Annotated in this window: 18 protein-coding genes; 16 read left to right on the top strand and 2 right to left on the bottom strand. The window is 71.3% G+C overall.

Annotated features, from left to right (window positions below):
* Positions 1-20: 20 nt before the first annotated feature.
* Complete coding sequence (locus ABD292_RS37205; RefSeq protein ID WP_344215857.1) at positions 21-443, top strand: tetratricopeptide repeat protein; 423 nt, start codon at positions 21-23, stop codon at positions 441-443.
* Between the two features lie 233 nt (positions 444-676).
* Entirely contained in the window at positions 677-1,651 is a 975-nt protein-coding gene (locus tag ABD292_RS37200; protein ID WP_344215855.1) for an HAD-IIA family hydrolase, read from the top strand.
* 228 nt (positions 1,652-1,879) lie between these two features.
* Here the strand turns inward: ABD292_RS37200 and ABD292_RS37195 are convergent, their stop codons facing one another.
* Complete coding sequence (locus ABD292_RS37195) at positions 1,880-2,236, bottom strand: SCP2 sterol-binding domain-containing protein (RefSeq protein ID WP_344215853.1); 357 nt, start codon at positions 2,234-2,236, stop codon at positions 1,880-1,882.
* A gap of 127 nt (positions 2,237-2,363) precedes the next feature.
* On the opposite strand from ABD292_RS37195, the gene ABD292_RS37190 reads away from it, so the two are divergent.
* From ABD292_RS37190 to ABD292_RS37130, 13 genes are all read left to right on the top strand, one after another.
* The gene (locus ABD292_RS37190) at positions 2,364-2,657 is read left to right on the top strand and encodes a hypothetical protein (RefSeq protein WP_344215851.1); all 294 of its coding nucleotides are present in this window, start codon (positions 2,364-2,366) and stop codon (positions 2,655-2,657) included.
* Positions 2,654-3,466 (top strand): TlyA family RNA methyltransferase, encoded by an 813-nt coding sequence (locus ABD292_RS37185; protein ID WP_344215850.1) that lies wholly within the window; start codon positions 2,654-2,656, stop codon positions 3,464-3,466. Before ABD292_RS37190 ends, ABD292_RS37185 begins: the two co-directional genes overlap by 4 nt.
* Positions 3,463-4,365, top strand: a complete 903-nt coding sequence (locus ABD292_RS37180; protein WP_344215849.1) for an NAD kinase — start codon at positions 3,463-3,465, stop codon at positions 4,363-4,365. Before ABD292_RS37185 ends, ABD292_RS37180 begins: the two co-directional genes overlap by 4 nt.
* Before the next feature lie 95 nt (positions 4,366-4,460).
* On the top strand, positions 4,461-6,179 hold the full coding sequence (recN, locus tag ABD292_RS37175) for a DNA repair protein RecN (RefSeq protein WP_344215848.1): 1,719 nt from the start codon (positions 4,461-4,463) through the stop codon (positions 6,177-6,179).
* Positions 6,180-6,252: 73 nt separating this feature from the next.
* Positions 6,253-7,449: a putative cytokinetic ring protein SteA gene (steA, locus tag ABD292_RS37170; protein ID WP_344215906.1), complete on the top strand. Its 1,197-nt coding sequence runs from the start codon at positions 6,253-6,255 to the stop codon at positions 7,447-7,449.
* A complete protein-coding gene (locus tag ABD292_RS37165) occupies positions 7,446-8,423 on the top strand; it encodes a copper transporter (RefSeq protein WP_344215847.1) in 978 nt (325 codons plus the stop codon). The genes steA and ABD292_RS37165 overlap by 4 nt, the downstream gene beginning before the upstream one ends.
* Position 8,424: 1 nt before the next feature.
* On the top strand, positions 8,425-9,279 hold the full coding sequence (locus tag ABD292_RS37160; protein ID WP_344215845.1) for a hypothetical protein: 855 nt from the start codon (positions 8,425-8,427) through the stop codon (positions 9,277-9,279).
* A 112-nt stretch (positions 9,280-9,391) separates the two neighbouring features.
* A complete protein-coding gene (gene murJ, locus ABD292_RS37155) occupies positions 9,392-11,002 on the top strand; it encodes a murein biosynthesis integral membrane protein MurJ (protein WP_344215843.1) in 1,611 nt (536 codons plus the stop codon).
* A gap of 276 nt (positions 11,003-11,278) precedes the next feature.
* Positions 11,279-12,580, top strand: coding sequence for a glycosyltransferase family 4 protein (locus tag ABD292_RS37150; protein WP_344215841.1), 1,302 nt, complete (start codon positions 11,279-11,281; stop codon positions 12,578-12,580).
* A 216-nt stretch (positions 12,581-12,796) separates the two neighbouring features.
* On the top strand, positions 12,797-13,777 hold the full coding sequence (locus ABD292_RS37145; RefSeq protein WP_344215839.1) for a TerC family protein: 981 nt from the start codon (positions 12,797-12,799) through the stop codon (positions 13,775-13,777).
* Between the two features lie 109 nt (positions 13,778-13,886).
* A complete protein-coding gene (locus tag ABD292_RS37140; protein WP_344215904.1) occupies positions 13,887-14,528 on the top strand; it encodes a phosphatidylserine decarboxylase in 642 nt (213 codons plus the stop codon).
* The gene (gene pssA / locus ABD292_RS37135; protein ID WP_344215837.1) at positions 14,515-15,339 is read left to right on the top strand and encodes a CDP-diacylglycerol--serine O-phosphatidyltransferase; all 825 of its coding nucleotides are present in this window, start codon (positions 14,515-14,517) and stop codon (positions 15,337-15,339) included. Before ABD292_RS37140 ends, pssA begins: the two co-directional genes overlap by 14 nt.
* Positions 15,340-15,380: 41 nt before the next feature.
* Positions 15,381-15,527 (top strand): hypothetical protein, encoded by a 147-nt coding sequence (locus ABD292_RS37130; protein ID WP_344215835.1) that lies wholly within the window; start codon positions 15,381-15,383, stop codon positions 15,525-15,527.
* Between the two features lie 32 nt (positions 15,528-15,559).
* Here ABD292_RS37130 and ABD292_RS37125 read toward each other — a convergent pair whose 3' ends face one another.
* Positions 15,560-16,216, bottom strand: a complete 657-nt coding sequence (locus tag ABD292_RS37125) for an MBL fold metallo-hydrolase (RefSeq protein ID WP_344215833.1) — start codon at positions 16,214-16,216, stop codon at positions 15,560-15,562.
* A 369-nt stretch (positions 16,217-16,585) separates the two neighbouring features.
* Here ABD292_RS37125 and uvrA point away from each other — a divergent pair, with 369 nt between their 5' ends.
* Positions 16,586-19,426, top strand: a complete 2,841-nt coding sequence (gene uvrA, locus ABD292_RS37120; RefSeq protein ID WP_344215830.1) for an excinuclease ABC subunit UvrA — start codon at positions 16,586-16,588, stop codon at positions 19,424-19,426.
* The last annotated feature ends 123 nt before the right edge of the window (positions 19,427-19,549 follow it).

The following is a 19,549-nucleotide window of genomic DNA, read 5'->3' as shown; positions in this document are numbered from 1 at the left end:
CGATGGAGGGAGTCTCGCCGATGGTTGGAGAAGGAAACGCCCATGATGAGACCTCGGGTACACCCCGGGGCAGTGTTTACGATTGGTACCAGCGTGGGGTAAAGCTGCTGAAGGACGGCAGTCCGGCGGCGGCGGCCGCGTTGCTGGAACGGGCTGCGGAGGTCGAACCGGAGTCGCGCAGCATCCGAGAGGCGTTGGCGCGGGCGCAGTTCAACTCGCGGCAGTACACCGAGGCGGCGGCGAGTTTCCGGCAGATCGTCGAGGCCAATCCGGCTGAGGACTACGCGTACTTCGGGCTGGGGCTGGCGTTGTGGCGTACCGGGGACATCGAAGGGGCGCAGGAACCGCTGGCGATCGCTGTTGCGATGCGTCCTGATGAGCGGCATTACGTGTCGGCGTTGAAGAGTGTGCGTGCCACTTTGCGGGCTCGGCGGGAGATGTAGTCGTAGGAGGAGGGTTCGCTCGTTCCCCCGCGTGTCGGCGGTGGCTCATCGGTGGGCGGCGTCTGGGCCCTGTGCCGGCGGTGACGTACAGATCGCCGAGGCTGCGGTGGTTGGCGTAGGTGCGTGTGTAGCACCGGTGGTGTTCTTGGCCAGGGTCATGGGCAGTCCGCGGAGGCGGCGGGGCGCGGCGCTAGAGTCTCACGCGGCATGTGAGTCGAACGGGAAGAGGCGCGGTGCTGATCGACGGGTACGACACTTTGCTGCTCGACCTGGATGGCGTGGTCTACCTGGGCTCCCATGCGGTGCCGGGCGCGCCGGCGGCGCTCGACGAGGCGCGGGCGCGGGGGGTGCGGCTGGCGTACGTCACCAACAACGCCTCGCGGACCCCCGCCGCCATCGCGGCGCACCTGCGGGAACTGGGCGCTCCGGCCACCGCCGAGGACGTCGTGACGTCGGCGCAGGCGGCGGCGCGGCTGATCGCGGAGCGGGTGCCGCCGGGGTCGGCGGTGCTCGTGGTGGGTGGGTCGGGGCTCCGGATGGCCGTACGGGCCCGAGGGCTGCGGCCGGTCTCGACCGCCTTCGAGGCGCCGGTCGCCGTGGTGCAGGGGATCGCGCCGGGGCTGTCGTACGCGCTGCTGTCGGAAGGCGCGCTGGCGGTGCGGCAAGGGGCGTGGTTCGTGGCGTCCAACGGGGACAGCACCATGCCCACCGGGCGTGGCGAACTGCCCGGCAACGGGGCCATGGTCCGGGTCATCGCGGCCGCGACCGGGGTTGAGCCGGTGTACGCGGGAAAGCCGGACCCGCCGTTGCACAGGGAGTCGATGATCCGTACGGGGGCCCGGCGGCCGCTGGTGGTGGGGGATCGGCTGGACACCGACATCGAAGGGGCGTCCAACGCCGGGGTGGAGTCCCTGCTGGTGCTCACCGGGGTGGCCACGGCGGCCGATGTGCTGACGGCCGAGCCGCGGCACCGGCCGACGTTCGTGGCCGAGGATCTGGGAGCCCTGCTCGCGGACTATCCCGAGGTGCGGGACGGCGCGTGCGGTGGATGGCAGGCGCGGTGGCGCGACGGCGTGCTGCATCTGGAGGGGGACGGCAGCCGCATCGACGGGCTGCGGGCGGCGTGCGACGCGGCCTGGGCGGCGGCCGGGGAAGGGCGGGTGGAGGAGGACGCCGTGAAGCCGGTCCTTGAGCGCATCGCCGGTTGAGCTGCCCGTGATGACCGGGACCCTTCCGACGGCCGGGTGCCTTTGATGACCGAGCGCCTTTGAGGGTCGGGCGCCTTGGGTGGCTGTGTGCTTGGGGAGGCTGGATCGGTGGTTCGCCGACTGCAGCCGGCTGCCTGGTCATCGCCGGGTGTGGTGGAATCTCGTCTGCGGCGGAGCGGTTTCGTTGTTCGCTCGTCGCCGAAAAATTGGTGCGGCCGGGCGAGCCGGTCAGAGCAGGCGGCGTAGGCGGAGGAGGTCGCCGAAGCTGGCGTCGACCTTCACCCGGCCCCCGAGCAGCGCCCGCGCCAGATCCAGCTCGCCGTCCACCAGCGCGATCAGGTCGTTGCTCACGATCGTGAGCTTGACGTCGGCGGGCTTGCCGCCCGGCGGCGGCTGCTCCGTGAACGGATCCAGCCCCCCGTGGTGCAGCCGCCCATAGAAGGTCACGTCGAGATCGGAGATCCGGCAGCTGACCGTGCGTTCGACCACATGCTTGGCACGGTCCTGCTCGTCGATCTCGTCGAACTGCGCGACGAGCTTGGCCAGTGCCGTCCGGCACTCCTCGACGCTTGCCATGGTGAGCATCCTCTCCTTCTTGGTCGGGCCTATGCGGACCGTAGCGTTCCACATGACTAGCACCCCCGTACGACCTACAACGAGTGACACGCCTGCCAAGGTCCCGGGTGCTCGCGGGAGGCGTTACCGTCGAGTCATGAGTGAGCTGCCGCACGAGACCGGCGACGACCGGGTCGACGCCATCGTGGCCGGCCTGGGCCGCCTGGGCGAGCTGCCCGTGGGCGAGCATCCGCGGATCTTCGAGGAGGCGTTCTCGGCGCTGGAGGCCGCACTGGGGGCTGTGGACGACGACCCGGCGCGGGCCTTGCACGAGATGGCGGGCGCGGCCCACCAGCCGGAACGCCGGGAAACGGTTCACCAGGCCGACGCCCGCCGCCCGGGTGATGCGTGGGCCGCTCAGGTGGGCCAGGTGGCGCGGGGAGACCGGTGAGCCGGCGCATCCGCCTCGACAGCGAGCTGGTGCGCCGCGGCCTGGCGAGGTCGCGCGAGCAGGCGGCTCAGCTCATCGACGACGGCCGGGTCACCGTCGGCGGCCAGACCGCGCGCAAGCCCGCCACCCAGGTCGACACCGCCTCCGCCATCGTCGTCGCCACATCCCCCGACGGTCCCGACTACGTCTCGCGCGGCGCGCACAAGCTGCTCGGCGCGCTGGAGGCGTTCCCGGCGCTCGCCGTCGAAGGGCGCAGGTGCCTCGACGCCGGCGCGTCCACCGGCGGGTTCACCGACGTGCTGCTGCGCCGCGGCGTGGCCCACGTGCTGGCCGTCGACGTCGGCTACGGCCAGCTCGCCTGGTCGCTGCGCACCGACGAGCGGGTGACGGTGATGGAGCGGGTCAACGTCCGTGACCTCACCCCGGAGATGGTGGGGGAGCCGCCGACGCTGGTCGTGGGCGACCTGTCGTTCATCTCGCTGCGGCTGGTGCTGCCCGCGCTGGCCGCCGTGGCCGCGCCGCGCGCCGATTTCGTGATGCTGGTCAAGCCGCAGTTCGAGGTGGGCAAGGAGCTCGTGGGGGCGGGCGGCGTGGTCCGCGATCCGGCGCTGCGCGCGCAGGCCGTGCGCGACGCCGCCGCCAAGGCTCAGGAGCTGGGGCTGAGCGTGCGCGGTGTGACCGCGAGCCCGCTGCCGGGGCCGTCGGGCAATGTGGAATACCTGCTCTGGCTGGGCAAGGGAGAGGGCGAGCCTCCGGTCGCCGACCTGGAGGCCGAGATCGAGCGTGCCGTGGCGGAAGGGCCGCAATGAATCGGACCGTGCTGGTCGCCGTACACACCGGGCGGGGCGCCGCCGTCGAGAGCGCCCGTCTGGTGATCAACCGGCTGGTGGACGCGGGCATCGCCGTGCGGGTGCTCGAATCCGAGTACGCCGAGATCGGCTGCGCCGGGGTCGAGGCCGTGCCCGGCGACGAGCCCGGCGCGGCCAAGGACGCCGAGGTCATGATCGTGCTCGGCGGCGACGGGTCGCTGCTGCGCGCCGCGGAGATGGCCAGGCCGGCCGGCACGCCGCTGCTGGGGGTCAACCTGGGGCATGTCGGGTTCCTGGCCGAGGCCGAGGTCGACGACCTGGCCGGGGCCGTCGACGCCGTCGTGGCCGGCCGGTACGACGTCGAGGAGCGCATGACGATCGACGTTCTCGCCCGGCAGAACGGCAAGATCCTGGCCGACACGTGGGCGCTCAACGAGGCCACGGTCGAGAAGCAGGAGCGCATGCTGGAGGTCGTCGCCGAGATCGACGGCCGGCCGCTGTCGCGGTGGGGCTGCGACGGCGTGATCTGCGCCACGCCGACCGGCTCGACCGCCTATGCTTTCTCCGCGGGCGGGCCGGTCGTGTGGCCTGAGGTCGAGGCGCTGCTCATGGTGCCCATCAGCGCCCACGCCCTGTTCGCCAGGCCACTGGTGGTCTCGCCGCGGTCCACCCTGGCCGTGGAGATCCTGCCGGAGACTCCCGGAGGGGTGCTGTGGTGCGACGGGCGGCGCCGCTTCGAGCTGCCGTCCGGCACGAGGGTGGAGGTGCGCAGGGGAGCCGAGCCGGTCCGGCTGGCGCGGTTGCACGGCGTCGAGGACACCGGCGCGCCGTTCACCGACAGGTTGGTCGCCAAGTTCGAGCTACCCGTCCAGGGCTGGCGCGGAAGGGTGCGACCCTGAGTGAATGGAAGCAGGACCGCGTAGGATCGCGTGGGCACACGTGTTCGGGGAACGGGCCGTGTGATCGGCAGGCACAGCAGTGACGGGAGTGGGCAGTGCGACCAAGGGTCGAGGAGGTCCGCATCCAGGGGCTCGGCGTCATCGACGAGGCCGTCCTAGAGCTCAGCCCGGGCTTCAACGTGGTGACCGGTGAGACCGGCGCGGGCAAGACGATGGTCGTGACCGGGCTCGGGCTGCTGTTCGGCGGCCGGGCCGACCCGTCCAGGATCCGGCCGGGGGCCGAGCGGGCCAGGGTCGAGGGCACGCTCGTCGTCGAGCCAGGCGGCCGGGTGGCCCAGCAGGTCGAGGACACCGGCGGCGATGTCGAGGGCGGCGAGCTCATCATCTCGCGCACCGTCTCGGCGGAGGGCCGCTCCAGGGCCTGGCTGGGCGGGCGCACGGTGCCCGTGGGCACTCTGACGTACCTCGCCGACGACCTCGTGGCCGTGCACGGGCAGATGGACCAGCAGCGGCTGCTCCAGCCCGCCAGGCAGCGCGCCGCGCTCGACCGCTATGCCGGTGAGGAGCTGGTCAAGCCGTTGCGGGCGTACACGCAGGCGTACAAACGGCACAAGCAGGTCGCCGTGCAGCTGGAGGAGCTGACCACCCGCGCCAGGGAGCGGACCCAAGAGGCCGACCTGCTCCGCTTCGGCCTGGAGGAGATCGAGAAGGTCGACCCCAAGCCGGGCGAGGACGTCGAGCTGCGCGAGGAGGAGGAGCGGCTCTCGCACGCCGACGCGCTGCGCAGCGCCGCCACCACGTCCCACACCGCGCTGCTCGGCGACCCCATGGAGGCCGCGGGCGGCGCCCACGACGTGATCTCCCTGCTCGGCGAGGCCCGCGCGGCCGTCGAGGCGGTACGCGACTTCGACCCCCAGCTCGCCGGGGTCGCCGACCGGCTCGCCGAGGCCGGCTACCTCATCTCCGACGTCGCCACCGACCTCGCCTCCTACGCCGAGTCGATCGAGGCCGACCCGTCCCGGCTGGCGGTCGTGCAGGAGCGCCGCTCGGTGCTGTCCGGGCTCATCCGCAAATACGGCGAGCAGAGCGCCGACAGCGCCGGCGTCCTCGCCTGGGCGCAGCGCGCCGCCGCCCGCCTCGCCGAGTTGGAGGGCGACGACGAGCGCATCGACGAGCTGACCCGCGAGCACGACGAGCTGACCGACAAGCTCACCGATCTCGCCGCCGAGCTCACCCGGGTGCGCGAGGCCGCCGCCGAGCGGTTCGGCCAGGCCGTCACCGAGGAGCTGACCGCGCTCGCCATGCCGCACGCCCGGGTCGTGGTGCAGCTCACGCGGAGCGCCGAGTTCGGGCCGGAGGGCGTCGACGAGGTCGAGCTGCGGATGGCCGCCCATCCCGCCGCGCCGCCGCTGCCGCTCACCAAGGGCGCCTCCGGCGGCGAGCTGAGCCGCGTCATGCTCGCCATCGAGGTCGTCTTCGCGGGCGCCGATCCGGTGCCGACGTTCGTCTTCGACGAGGTGGACGCGGGGGTCGGTGGCAAGGCGGCGGTCGAGATCGGGCGCCGGCTGGCCCGCCTGGCCCGCACCGCGCAGGTGATAGTCGTCACACACCTGCCGCAGGTGGCGGCCTTCGCCGACCAGCATCTGGTGGTCGAGAAGGCCAGTGACGGCAGCGTGGTGCGCAGCGGCGTCACCACGCTCGACCACGAGGGCCGCGTACGCGAACTGTCGCGCATGCTGGCGGGTCTGGAGGATTCCGAGCTCGGCCGGGCGCACGCTGAGGAGCTGCTGGGGCTCGCCGCGGCAGACAGGTGATCGTGGGTGACATAGTGGACACGCCACGTGATGCGTGGCCTCTCCGCTGTTTCGCTCTGGCAGGATGGTCATGATGAAGGTTCCGGGAAGCAGATTGCCGGGCCTCCGCGGCAGGAAGGTCGGTGACCTTCCCGGCATCACGGCAGTGGCGAGGATCGACCGGCGCACCAAGAGGCTCACCAAGCGCCTCGGGCCCGGTGAAATCGCGATCATCGACCATGTCGACGTGGACCGGGTCAGCGCGGAGGCCCTGGTCGCATGCGGTGCCGCCGCCGTGGTCAACGTCGCGGCCGGCATCAGCGGCCGCTATCCCAACCTGGGGCCGCAGATCCTGCTCGAAGCCGGCGTGCCGTTCGTCGACAACGCCAGCCCGGAGTTGTTCGAGCGCATCAAGGACGGCGACGTCGTCCGGCTCTGCGACGGCGTCGTCCACCTGGACGACGACGTCGTCGGCAAGGGCGAGGAGCAGACCCTCGAAGCGGTCGAGGCGGCCATGGCCGAGGCGCGGGCGGGGCTTTCGGTGCAGATCGAGGCGTTCGCGGTCAACACCATGGAGTACGTCCGGGGCGAGGGCAAGCTGCTCATCGACGGCGTCGGCGTGCCCGAGATCCGCACGGAGATGGAGGGCAGGCACGTCCTCATCGTGGTGCGCGGATACCACTACAAGGAGGACATCGCCACCCTCCGCCCCTACATCCGCGAATACCGGCCCGTCCTGGTCGGCGTCGACGGCGGCGCCGACGCGCTCCTGGAGGCCGGCTACCTGCCCGACGTGATCGTGGGCGACTTCGACTCGGTCTCCACCAAGGCGCTGACCTGCGGCGCCGAGCTCGTCGTCCACGCTTACCGCGACGGCCGGGCCCCCGGCTTGGAGCGCGTCCACCAGCTCGGCCGCGAAGCGGTGATCTTCCCCGCCACCGGCACCAGCGAGGACATCGCGATGCTCCTCGCCGACGACAAGGGCGCCGAGCTGATCGTCGCCGTCGGCACGCACGGCACGCTGGAGGAGTTCCTCGACAAGGGGCGCTCCGGCATGGCCAGCACCTTCCTCACCCGGCTCATCATCGGCAGCAAGCTCATCGACGCCAAGGGCGTCAGCAGGCTCTACCGCAGCCGCATCTCCACCTCACAGCTGCTGCTCCTCGTGCTCACCGCGCTGTTCACGATGGGCGTCGCGCTGGTCTTCTCGCCGCTGGGCAAGACCTGGCTGAACGGCCTGCAAGACGTCTGGAACGCGTTCATCTTCTGGCTGGTCGGACTCTTCTCGTGATCGATTTCCGCTATCACCTCGTCTCCATCGTCGCGATCTTCCTGGCGCTGGCGGTGGGCATCATCCTGGGCACCACCCTGCTCCAGGACCCCGCGCTCGACCTGGCCAAGCGCACCAGCGACGAGCTGACCAGCGCCAACAACGGCCTGCGCGCCGACCTCGACGCGCTGCGCGGGCGGCAGGCCGGCAACGACGCGTTCATCGCCGCGCGCACCCCGCAGATGGTGGCCTCCGAGCTCGCCGGGCAGCGCGTGCTGCTCATCGAGGCGCCCGGCTCCAGCACGAGCGTGCGCGAGGCCGCCCAGCAGGTGCTCGACGAGGCCGGCGCCAAGGTCAGCGGGCGGGTCACGCTGACGGAGAAGTTCCTCGACCCCGAAAGCAAGGGCGTCATCGACGGGCTGGTCGATCAGCTCAAACCGGCCAACATGGTCTTCCCCGCCACCGCCACCAGCTACGACCGGGCCGCCTCGCTGCTGGCCGGCGCCCTCGTCACCAACGACTCCGCCCAGGCCGGCACCGCCAACACCGCCACCGCCGGCGTGCTCGACGCCTTCGAGACCGGCGGCCTGCTCAACGTCGAGGACAACCCGGCCGAACGGGCCACGCTCGCCGTCATGTTCGCGCCGGAGAAGCCGTTCGAGGGCGAGACCGCCGAGACCCTGGCCGGGGCGCTGGTCTCGGTCGCCGACGGGTTCGACACGGCGGGCGGCGGCACCGTGCTCGCCGGGACCGCCGCGAACATCGCGCTGCCCGGCGACCTCATCGGCGCCGTCCGCGACGACAGCGAGGTCGCCAAGCGCGTGTCCACCGTCGACACCGCCGACATGCCCGTGGGCCGCGTCGTCATGGTCTACGCTCTGCGGGAACAACTGGCCGGGCACGCCGGCCAGTACGGCATCGGCAAGGGCGCCACCGCGCCCCTGCCGGCGGCCGTCACCCCCAGCCCGACCCCATCCGCCCAGTCAGGGAGCTGACATGGCCCGAGGACTGCTCCACGCCTTCGCCGGCGCCGCCATCGGCGCCGTCGCGGCCCGCGCCGCCTACGCCGCCTTCACCCGCAACCGGCAGCCCGACGACCTGACCGGCCGCTGGACGCGCAAGAACCACCGCGGCGAGCCCATCACCCTCCTGGAGGGCCCCGCGTTCGTCGCGGGGGCGGGCGCGGCGGCCGCGCTCACGCCCGGCCTGCCCGGACGGCTGCGCCTGGCCGCCCTCGTCGCGGGCGCGGGCAGCGGTGCCCTCGGCGCCTACGACGACCTGTACGGCACGACGTCCTCCAAAGGCTTCAAAGGCCACCTGACCGCGCTGGCCCGCGGCGAGGTCACCAGCGGCGCGGTGAAGATCCTCGGCATCGGCGCCACCGGGCTCGGCGCCGCCGCGCTCGCCGGCGGCGGCCCGCTCGACGTGGCGGTCAACGGGGCCGCCATCGCCGGCGCCGCCAACCTCGCCAATCTCTTCGACCTGCGTCCCGGCCGTGCCATCAAGGTCGCCCTGCTGACCGGCGGGCCGCTGCTGGCCGCCTCGCTGCTGCGCGGCTCGCCCGCCGCCGCGGCGCTGGCCGCCGTGCCGCTCGGCGCCGCCGCCGCGCTGCTGCCCGACGACCTCGGCGAGCGTGCCATGCTCGGCGACGCCGGCGCCAACGCCCTGGGCGCGCTGCTCGGCCTGGCCGCCGTCACCCGGCTCGGCCGGCCCGGCCGCTACGCCCTGCTCGGCACCGTGGCGGCGCTCACCGCCGCCTCGGAGAAAGTCAGCTTCACCAAGGTCATCGCCGGGAACCCGGTGCTCAACCGCATCGACATGCTCGGCCGCCGGCCCGTCGCGCCCGCCTGACCCGGCCGGTCCCGCCTTATCCACAGGTGCCCCCTCCTGACGCGCGAGTGTCGGCGCGGCCTGCCAGGATGATGTCCGCGCGGAAAACCCGCGCGGGGGCGAGGGAGGCCGGATGGGAGTCGTGACGGCGCGGGGTGTGGCCGGCGGGGCCGTGCTCATCGGGGCCATCACCGTGCTCGCGCGCGTGGCGGGCTTCGCCAAGCAGTACGCCTTCGCCCAGACGGTCGGCACCAACTGCCTGGCCTCGGCCTACATGACGGCCAACCAGATCCCCAACATCGTCTTCGAGGTGGTCGTCGGCGGGGCGCTGGCCGGGATGGTCGTGCCGGTGCTGGCCCGGCACGCGGGCGGCGGCGAGGGCGACCGTGAGCGGGTCGGTCAGATCGGCTCGGCGCTGCTGACCTGGGTGGTCGTGGTGCTGGTGCCGCTGGCGGTGCTCACCGCCGTGTTCGCCGGGCCGGTCATCGGGCTGTTCTTCGGGTCGCAGCTCAAGGGGGGGTGCGACGTCGGGGCGGTCACGGCCGTGGCGGCGCGGATGCTCGCCGTGTTCGCGCCGCAGATCCCGCTGTACGGTGTCGCCGTCGTGCTCTACGGCGTGCTGCAGGCGCACAACCGGTTCGCCGGGCCGGCGGTGGCGCCGCTCGTGTCGAGCATCGTGGTGATCGTGGCGTACCTGATGTTCGTGCCGCTCAGCGGAGGCGACAGCAATCCGGCCACCGTGCCGGGGCCGGCTGAGCTGGCGCTGTCGATAGGCACCAGCCTGGGGGTGCTGTCGCTGGTGCTCACCGTGCTCGGGCCGACGGCGCGGCTGGGGCTGCGGTGGCGGCCGGTGCTGCGCTTCCCCGACGGGGTGGCCGGGCAGGTGCGCCGGCTCGCGCTCGCGGGCGTCGCGGCGCTGCTGGCGCAGCAGGCGGCCATGATCGTGGTGGTGCTGCTGGCCAACAAAGTGGTCGGCACCGGGGCGATCGCGGTCTACAACTACGCGTGGGCGATCTATCTGGTGCCGTACGCGGTGCTGGCCGTGCCCATCGCCACCAGCGCGTTCCCTCGGCTGTCCGCGCAGGCCGGGGAGCCCGAGGCGTTCGCGGGGCTGGCGGCGCGCACCACGCGGGCCGTGGTGCTGGTGTCGGGGCTGGCGGCCGGCGTGCTGGCGGCGGCCTCCGGGCCGGGGGCGGTGGTGTTCCTCGGGATGAAGAGCGAGGTGCCGGCGGTGGATCTGGCGCGGGCGGTCGCGCTGTTCGCGCCGGGGCTGGTGGGCTACGGGCTCATCGCGCAGCTCAGCCGGGTGCTGTACGCGGCCGGGCGCGGGCGCGAGGCGGCGGCCGGCACCGTGGCGGGGTGGGTCGTGACCATGGTCGCGCAGACCGCTCTCGCGCTGGCGCTGCCCAGAGGGTGGGAGATCGGCGGGATGGCGCTCGGCATGAGCGTCGGCATGACGGCGGGCGGGGCGCTGCTGCTGGCCGCCATCGTACGGGCTCGCGGCGGTGCTGCCGCGGCCGGGCTGGGACGGGCCCTGGGGGCGGCGGCTGGTGGCGGGGTGCTGGGCTACCTCGCCGGGGACGCCGTGGCCGGGTGGCTCGGGGCCGAGGGGATCTGGGCGAACGTCGGTGCCGCGGTGCTCGCCGCCGTGGTGGCGGCGGGCGTGGGCGGTGCGGTCGTGGCGGTGGTGGACCGGGCTGACGCCGGTGCGGTGATCGCGCTGCTGCGTCGCCGCCGAGGCTGACCTGCCGTCCCGATGGTGATGGGGGCTTTCGGGATGGAGGGCCGTCGGGATGGTGACGGGGGTCTTCGGGAAGGAGGGCCGTCGGGCTGAAGGCCTGCGAAATGGGAGGCCCGTCGGAGCTGACCGGCGCTCGGGAGACCTTTAGGGCGGTCGGGATTGACGGTCATCGGACTGGCTTGCCGTTGGAGCTGGAAGGCTGTTGGCGTGGGGCCGGTGGGCTGAGGGGTTGGAGCCGGCTGGTCACGGGTGAGTGTTGGAACTGAGGGAGGGGTGGGCGTGCGGGTGGCGTTCGTGCTGGGCACCACGTCCGGCGGTACGGGTCGGCATGTGCGGATGCTGGCCGAAGGGCTGACGCGGCGGGGGCATCAGGTGCTCGTGGCGGGGCCGCGCAGCGTGGAGGAGCAGTTCACGTACGGCGAGACAGGGGCGCGTTTCGTGGAGGTGGCCGTGGCGGACCGGCCTCGTCCGGTGGCCGACGTGCGCGCGGTGCTCGCGCTGCGGCGGGTGACTCGGGACGCCGACGTCGTGCACGCCCACGGGCTGCGCGCCGGGGCGCTGGCGGCGCTCGGCACATGGGGGCGGCGCCGGTCGCCGGTGGCGGCCGGCACATCGCGGCAGCGTCGGTCATTGGTGGCGCTCGGCGCATCGGGGCGGCGTCGGTCGTTGGTGGTGACGTTGCACAACGCGTTGACCGCGGGCGGGCTCGTCGGTTTCGTCTACGGGGTGTTGGAGCGGATCGTGGCCCGGCGGGCCGACCGGGTGCTGGTGGTCTCGCCCGACCTCGGCGAGCGCATGACGCGGCTCGGGGCGCGGGACGTCCGGGCGGCCCTGGTGCCCGCGCCGCCGCTGCGCCCGGCCAAGCGCACCCCGCGCGAGGTCGCGGACGAGCTGGGCGCGGGGGAGCGGCCCATCCTGCTGACGGTTGCGCGACTCGCCCAGCAGAAGGGCCTGGAGACCCTGCTCGATGTCGCCGCCGGGCCGTGGGAAGAGGCTCCGGCTGAGCTCGGCGTCGCGACTGGGCCACGGGGGGAGGCTCCGGCCGAGCTCGGCGTCGCTGCTGAGGCACGGGAGGACGCTCCGGCCGAACCCGACGTTGCTGCAGGGCCATGGGAGGAGGCCCCGGACGACGGCAAGGGCAGGGCGGGGCTAGGGAGGCCGTTGTTCGTTGTTGCTGGTGAAGGGCCGTTGCGTGGGGAGTTGGAGCGGCGGATCGCGGCCGAGGGGCTGCCGGTGATGTTGCTCGGTAATCGTGACGACGTGCCCGATCTGCTCGGTGCGGCGACCGCCGTGGTGACCGCCACTCGCTGGGAGGGTCAGCCGCTCAGCATCAGGGAGGCTCTCATGGCCGGGAAACCGGTGATAGCCACCGCTGTCGGGGGGATCCCGGAGATCGTGGGTGATGCCGGGATTCTCGTTCCCTATGGGGACGTTCCCGCGCTGCGCGCGGCCGTACGGATGTTGCTGGAGGAGCCGGGGACGGCGGAGCGGCTGGCGGCGGCGGCTGTGCGGCGCGGGCAGGAGATGCCGGACGGCGACGAAGCGGTGGAGAGTGTCCTGAATGTGTACGAAGCGCCCTAAATGCGGGCGAGACAGTGCGGATGCCACGGGGATGATTAGGCGGGGTTAAGGCGTTCTCGTATACTGCCTGGGTTAGGGAGGGGAGTATCCCTTCGCGACAGCCTCGTCATCACGGTGCAGCCCCGCTCCACGGGGCCCCCGGGGCTGCCGGTCCGCGATTCGCGGGCGGGAGAGACCTCCGGCAATGAGTCGTGCATGCCGGAGGGTTGAAACGTAATGGTACCCCTGTGGGCTTGGCTGGCCGTGATCGGCGGGCTCCTCGTCGTGCTCGCACTCGACCTGTGGATCGTGGACCGCGGAGAAGCGCGAGAGTTCTCCATGCGGCAGGCCGGTTACTGGGTGACGTTCTACGTCATTCTGGCCATCGCGTTCGGGGTGGGGCTGTGGGCCACACTCGGCGGCGACAAGGCCGGGGAGTTCTTCGCCGGCTACATCACCGAATACAGCCTGAGCGTCGACAACCTCTTCATCTTCTTCATCATCATGAGCAGGTTCGCGGTCCCGCGGGCCTACCAGCACAAGGTGCTGCTCGTCGGCATCCTGCTGGCGCTGGTCATGCGCGGCATCTTCATCGCGCTCGGGGCGGCGGCGCTGGAGCGCTTCAGCTGGCTGTTCTACGTCTTCGGCGCCTTCCTCGTCTACACCGCGATCAACATCGTCCGCCAGCACCTCAAGGACGAGGAGGAGGAGTTCAACGAGAACCTCCTGCTCCGCTGGGTGCGCAAGGCCTTCCCGACCACCGAGGGCTACGCGGGATCGAAGATCACCGTCAAGATCGACGGCCGGCGCATGGTCACCCCGATGCTCATCGTGATGATCGCCATCGGCACCACAGACCTGCTGTTCGCGCTCGACTCGATTCCGGCCATCTTCGGGCTCACGCAGGACCCCTACATCGTCTTCACGGCCAACGCGTTCGCCCTGATGGGGCTGCGTCAGCTGTACTTCCTCCTGGGCGGCCTGCTGCAGCGGCTGGTGTACATCAGCTACGGTTTGGCGTTCATCCTCGGGTTCATCGGGGTTAAGCTGGTATTGGAGGCGTTGCACTCCAGCAATGTCTCCTGGGCGCCCGAAATTCCCATCTGGGTCTCGCTCACGGTCATCGGCACCACCATGGTCATCACGACCGGGGCCAGCCTGATCAAGGCGCGGATCGACGCGCGGAGGGGCGAGCAGCCGCATCCTGAGCAGGTCTAGCGCGATGGGCTTCGAGGCGCTTTGCTTTGTGTAGCCGTGCCGTGTAATAGTTGCGAGTTCTGTAACATCATGGCAAAGCGCCCAGTCCAGTCACCACCAAAGGTTGTACGTGTCAGACGATTCTGCTAAGTCGAGCGGCATCCGGCTCGCACGCGGGGTCTCCCCGTGGCTTCTCCCGACGGCGGTCTCGGCGGCCGCCACCGCGCTGCTGACGCGCAAGGACCGGCGATGGGCGTTCGCGGCGGTGCCGTTGAGCGCGCTCACCGGGGGAATGCTCTGGTTTTTCCGCGACCCCGACCGGACCCTCGGGCAGGGGCGCGTCCTGTCGCCCGCCGACGGCGTGGTGCAGAGCATCGACCCCTGGCCCGACGGCCGCACCCGGGTCGCGATCTTCATGAGTCCGCTGAACGTCCACGTCAACCGCGCCCCTCTTGCGGGAAATGTCGCCTCCGTGCAGCATGTGGCAGGTGGGTTCCTGCCGGCGTTCAACAAGGACAGCGACCAGAACGAGCGTGTGGTGTGGCATTTCGAGACCGCGCTTGGTGACATCGAGATGGTGCAGATCGCGGGCGCGGTCGCGCGCAGGATCGTGCCCTACCTGACCTCGGGCGCGAAGGTCGCCCAGGGCGACCGGATCGGGCTCATCCGGTTCGGCTCGCGTGTCGACATCTACCTTCCCGAAGGGATCTCGCCCGCGGTGTCCGTGGGCGAGAAGACGGTTGCGGGGGTGACCAGAATTGACCGCGGCTGACGCCGGCAGCTGGCAGGCGAGCGAGGAAGAACCGCGGGGCCCGGTCGGCAAGGCCTTCCGCCTCTCCGCGGCGGACTCGCTCTCGCTCGGCAACGCGGTCTGCGGCTTCCTCGCCGTGTGCGTGCTCGCCTACTCCGCCATCCAGCAGCTCCAGGTCGCGGGTGGGCCCTTCAAGCCCGATCCGAGCTACTTCGCCACCGCGATCGTGCTGCTGCTCATCGGCGCCACGTGCGACCTGTTCGACGGCCTCGTGGCGCGGCGCTTCCGCGCCTCGGCGATGGGCGCCGAGCTCGACAACCTCGCCGACGTCATCAGCTTCGGGTTCGCCCCCGCGTTCATGGTGGTGATCTGGGGCGGGTTCACCGACCAGGTGCCGTTCGCGGCGGTGCTCGTGGCGGCGGCGTCCGTGCTGGTCGCCGGCGTCGTACGGCTGGCCAGGTTCGCCTGCGTCAAGACCAAGAGCGGCGACTTCATGGGGCTGCCCATCCCGATGGGCGCCATGACGGTGATCTCGATCGTGCTGCTGTTCCAGCCGAGCATCTGGACGCTGGTCGGCGTTCTCGGCGTGGCCTGGCTCATGGTCAGCCGGATCGAGTACCCCAAGCCGAAGGGGCAGCTCGCTGCGGTCGTCCTCGGCTGGATCATGGTCAACGTGGCCTTCCTCACCTTCTGGGTGGCCTGGCCCGAGGGTGGTGACCTGCCGATCAAGATCGGTGCGACCATGCAGATCGCGCTCGTGGCGGCGATCCCGCTGCGGATGATGTTCTACAAGCGGGAGCAGCGCCGGGTAGCCGAGCGAATCCACAACTAACGGGATTTTTCGGCATATTTCGGATTTTAGGCTCCAGGTCGGTGACCCGCCGCGAGCGCACCCGCGTACGCGGCATCTCGGCCGTACGCGGCATCCCGGCCGTACGCGGCATCCCGGCGAGCCGGCCATGGAGCTGGAGCAGCGTGCGGGCTGACGGCGACGCTCCGCGCGTGCCCGCCCGCCGCTGACCTGACCTGACCTGACCTCGGAGCCTGCGGGACTACCAGCCCCGGGCCTTCCACTCCGGCAGGGAGGGGCGCTCGGCGCCGAGAGTGGTGTCCTTGCCGTGGCCCGGGTAGACCCAGGTCTCGTCCGGCAGCCGGTCGAAGACGCGGGTGACCACGTCGTCGTAGAGCTGGTTGAAGCGCTCGGCGTCCTTCCACGTGTTGCCGACGCCGCCAGGGAACAGCGAGTCGCCGGTGAACAGGTGGGGGCCCGCCTCACCGCCGTCGTACAGCAGGGCGATGGAGCCGGGCGTGTGACCGCGCAGGTGGATGACCTCCAGCGAGACGTGGCCCAGCGGGATCGTCTCGCCGTGCTCGACCGTGCGGCCGGCCGGCACCGGGAGCGCGGGGGCGTCGAGCGGGTGCGCGATCACCTGGGCGCCCGTCACCTTGGCCACCTGCTCCAGCGCCTGCCAGTGGTCGCCGTGCTGGTGCGTCGTGACGATCGCGCCGAGCGGCTGGTCGCCGATCAGCGCGAGCAGGCGGTCGGGCTCGGCGGCGGCGTCGATGAGCAGGCCCTCGCCGGTCTCCGTACAGCGCAGCAGATAGGCGTTGTTGTCGAACGGGCCGACGGCGAGCTTGGAGACGGTCAGCGCGGGCAGCTCGCGCACGTCGGCGGGACCGCCGACCTGGACGTCACCTGTGTAGGTCATGAACAGTCCTTCGGGGGCGTCGCGGGCAGATCAGCGGGGGCCGGCATCGTCAGCCACGACGGCGGCGGGAAGACCATCCCGCGCGGCCGGGCAGGAACGTCCGCCCCACGAGCACCAGCCTAACGCCTCGCCCTCGGATCTCCCCGAGTGCCGGACCGGCATGTCGGCAGGCGGCCCGCCCGTGCCTTACCAGGGCATAAAACCCCAGGTCAAGGCGTTCACATCAGAAGGCATCCTGCCGAGCCGGCAGATGGCCGTAATCTGAGAGGGACGGGTTTTCGGAGGACGCACTGCGGGCCGCCGAAATTGTCGGAGCCCCCGTCTACCATCCCCCGTGGACCTATCCGCCTTTCGACTACCGGGATCGCCGTGGCCGACCGCCTGATCGTGCGTGGTGCACGAGAACACAACCTCAAGGACGTCTCGCTCGATCTGCCGCGAGACTCGCTGATCGTCTTCACCGGCCTATCCGGCTCGGGCAAGTCGAGCCTGGCCTTCGACACGATCTTCGCTGAGGGCCAGCGGCGCTATGTCGAGTCGCTGTCGGCGTACGCCCGCCAGTTCCTCGGCCAGATGGACAAGCCCGACGTCGACTTCATCGAGGGCCTGTCGCCCGCGGTGTCGATCGACCAGAAGTCCACCAGCAAGAACCCCCGTTCGACCGTCGGCACCATCACCGAGGTCTACGACTACCTCCGCCTGCTGTGGGCCCGCATCGGCAAGCCGCACTGCCCCGTGTGCCGGCGGCCCATCGCCCGCCAGACGCCGCAGCAGATCGTCGACCGCGTGATGGACCTCGACGAGGGCACCCGCTTCCAGGTGCTCGCGCCGGTCGTGCGCGGGCGCAAGGGCGAATACGCCGAGCTGTTCCGCGAGCTGCAGACCAAGGGCTTCGCGCGGGCCAGGGTCGACGGCACGGTCGTGCGGCTGGAGGAGCCGCCGACACTGAAGAAGTACGAGAAGCACGACATCGAGGTCATCGTCGACCGCCTGTCGGTCAAGGAGTCGGCGCGCCGCCGGCTCAACGACTCGGTCGAGACCGCGCTGCAGCTGTCCGGCGGCACGATCACCCTCGACTTCGTCGATCTGCCCGAGGACGACCCGGGCCGTGAGCGGTTCTACTCCGAGCACCTCTACTGCCCCTACGACGACCTGTCGTTCGAGGAGCTGGAGCCGCGCTCGTTCTCCTTCAACTCCCCGTTCGGCGCCTGCCCCGAGTGCACCGGCCTCGGCACCAAGATGGAGGTCGACCCCGACCTGGTGGTGCCCGACCCGGAGCGCACGCTGCGCGACGGCGCGCTCCACCCGTGGTCCGGCGGCCACACCAGCGAATACTTCGTACGGATGATCGAGGCCCTGGGCAACACCATGGGCTTCGGCCTCGACACCCCGTGGGAGCAACTGCCGAAGAAGGCGCAGAAGGCCCTGCTCCACGGCTACGACGAGCAGGTCCACGTCCGCTACAGCAACCGCTACGGCCGTCAGCGCTCTTACTACACCGACTACACCGGCGTCATCACCTGGGTGCAGCGCCGCCACGCCGAGGCGGAGAGCGACTCGAGCCGCGAGCGGTTCGAGGGCTACATGCGCGAGATCCCGTGCCCGGCCTGCAAGGGCGCCCGGCTCAAGCCGGTCACCCTGGCCGTCACGGTGGCCGAGAGGTCGATCGCCGACGTCGCGTCGATGTCCATCGGCGAGTGCGCCCAGTTCCTGGCCGAGCTCAAGCTGTCCGACCGCGACATGCACATCGCGGAGCGGGTGGTCAAGGAGATCAACGCGCGCCTCGGGTTCCTGCTCGACGTGGGCCTCGACTACCTCACCATGGACCGCGCCGCGGCCACCCTGGCCGGCGGCGAGGCGCAGCGCATCCGGCTGGCCACGCAGATCGGCTCCGGCCTGGTCGGCGTCCTCTACGTGCTGGACGAGCCCTCCATCGGCCTGCACCAGCGCGACAACCTGCGGCTGCTCGACACGCTCGTCAGGCTGCGCGACATGGGCAACACGCTGATCGTGGTCGAGCACGACGAGGACACCATCGCGGCCGCCGACTGGGTGGTCGACATCGGTCCGGGCGCGGGCGAGCACGGTGGCCAGGTCGTCGTGTCCGGCACCGTACAGGACCTGCTGAGCAGCGAGGAGTCGCTGACCGGGCAATACCTGTCGGGGCGGCGGAGCATCGAGGTGCCGTCCGGCCGGCGCAAGCGCGACAAGAAGCGGCAGATCACCGTCAAGGGCGCGCGCGAGCACAACCTCAAGGGCGTCGACATCGACTTCCCGCTCGGCCTGTTCACCGCCGTCACCGGCGTGTCGGGGTCGGGCAAGTCGACGCTGGTCAACGACATCCTCTACAACGCGCTGGCCAAGGAGCTCAACGGGGCGCGTACGGTGCCGGGGCGGCACTCGCGGATCAACGGCATGGATCTCGTGGACAAGGTCGTCCACGTCGACCAGTCGCCGATCGGGCGCACCCCGCGCTCCAACCCGGCCACCTACACCGGCGTCTTCGACCACATCCGCAAGCTGTTCGCGGCCACGACGGAGGCCAAGGTGCGCGGCTACCAGCCCGGGCGCTTCAGCTTCAACGTCAAGGGCGGCCGCTGCGAGGCGTGCGCGGGCGACGGCACCATCAAGATCGAGATGAACTTCCTGCCGGACGTCTACGTCCCCTGCGAGGTCTGCCACGGCGCCCGCTACAACCGGGAGACGCTGGAGGTCCACTACAAGGGCAGGACGATCGCCGAGGTGCTCGACATGCCGATCGAGGAGGCGCTCGGCTTCTTCGACGCCATCCCGGCGATCCGGCGTCACCTGCAGACCCTGCACGACGTGGGTCTCGGCTACGTACGGCTCGGGCAGCCGGCCACCACGCTCTCCGGCGGCGAGGCGCAGCGCGTCAAGCTCGCCTCCGAGCTGCAGCGGCGGCAGACCGGCCGGACGATCTACGTGCTCGACGAGCCCACCACCGGTCTGCACTTCGAGGACATCCGCAGGCTGCTGGGCGTGCTCGGACGGCTGGTCGACGGGGGCAACACCGTCATCGTCATCGAGCACAACCTCGACGTCATCAAGACGGCCGACTGGATCATCGACATGGGACCCGAGGGCGGCTCGCGGGGCGGCACGCTGGTCGCCAACGGCACGCCCGAGGAGGTCGCGCTGGTCGAGGAGAGCCACACGGGGCGGTTCCTGCGCAAGATCCTGTCCGTCTGAGCGCCTTGAGAGCTGGTTGAGCCGACGCCGGTCCCGCCCCGGAAGCGGGACCGGCGGGGTGCGGCAATACAGTTGTGGCACGGGTAACGGCCTGACCTGCAGGGGGTCAGCGGCGACGCGAAG

It is taken from the genome of Nonomuraea bangladeshensis, from assembly GCF_039529455.1.
In the GTDB taxonomy this organism is placed as follows: Bacteria; Actinomycetota; Actinomycetes; order Streptosporangiales; family Streptosporangiaceae; genus Nonomuraea; species Nonomuraea bangladeshensis.
This window is presented reverse-complemented; position numbering and strand designations above follow the sequence as displayed.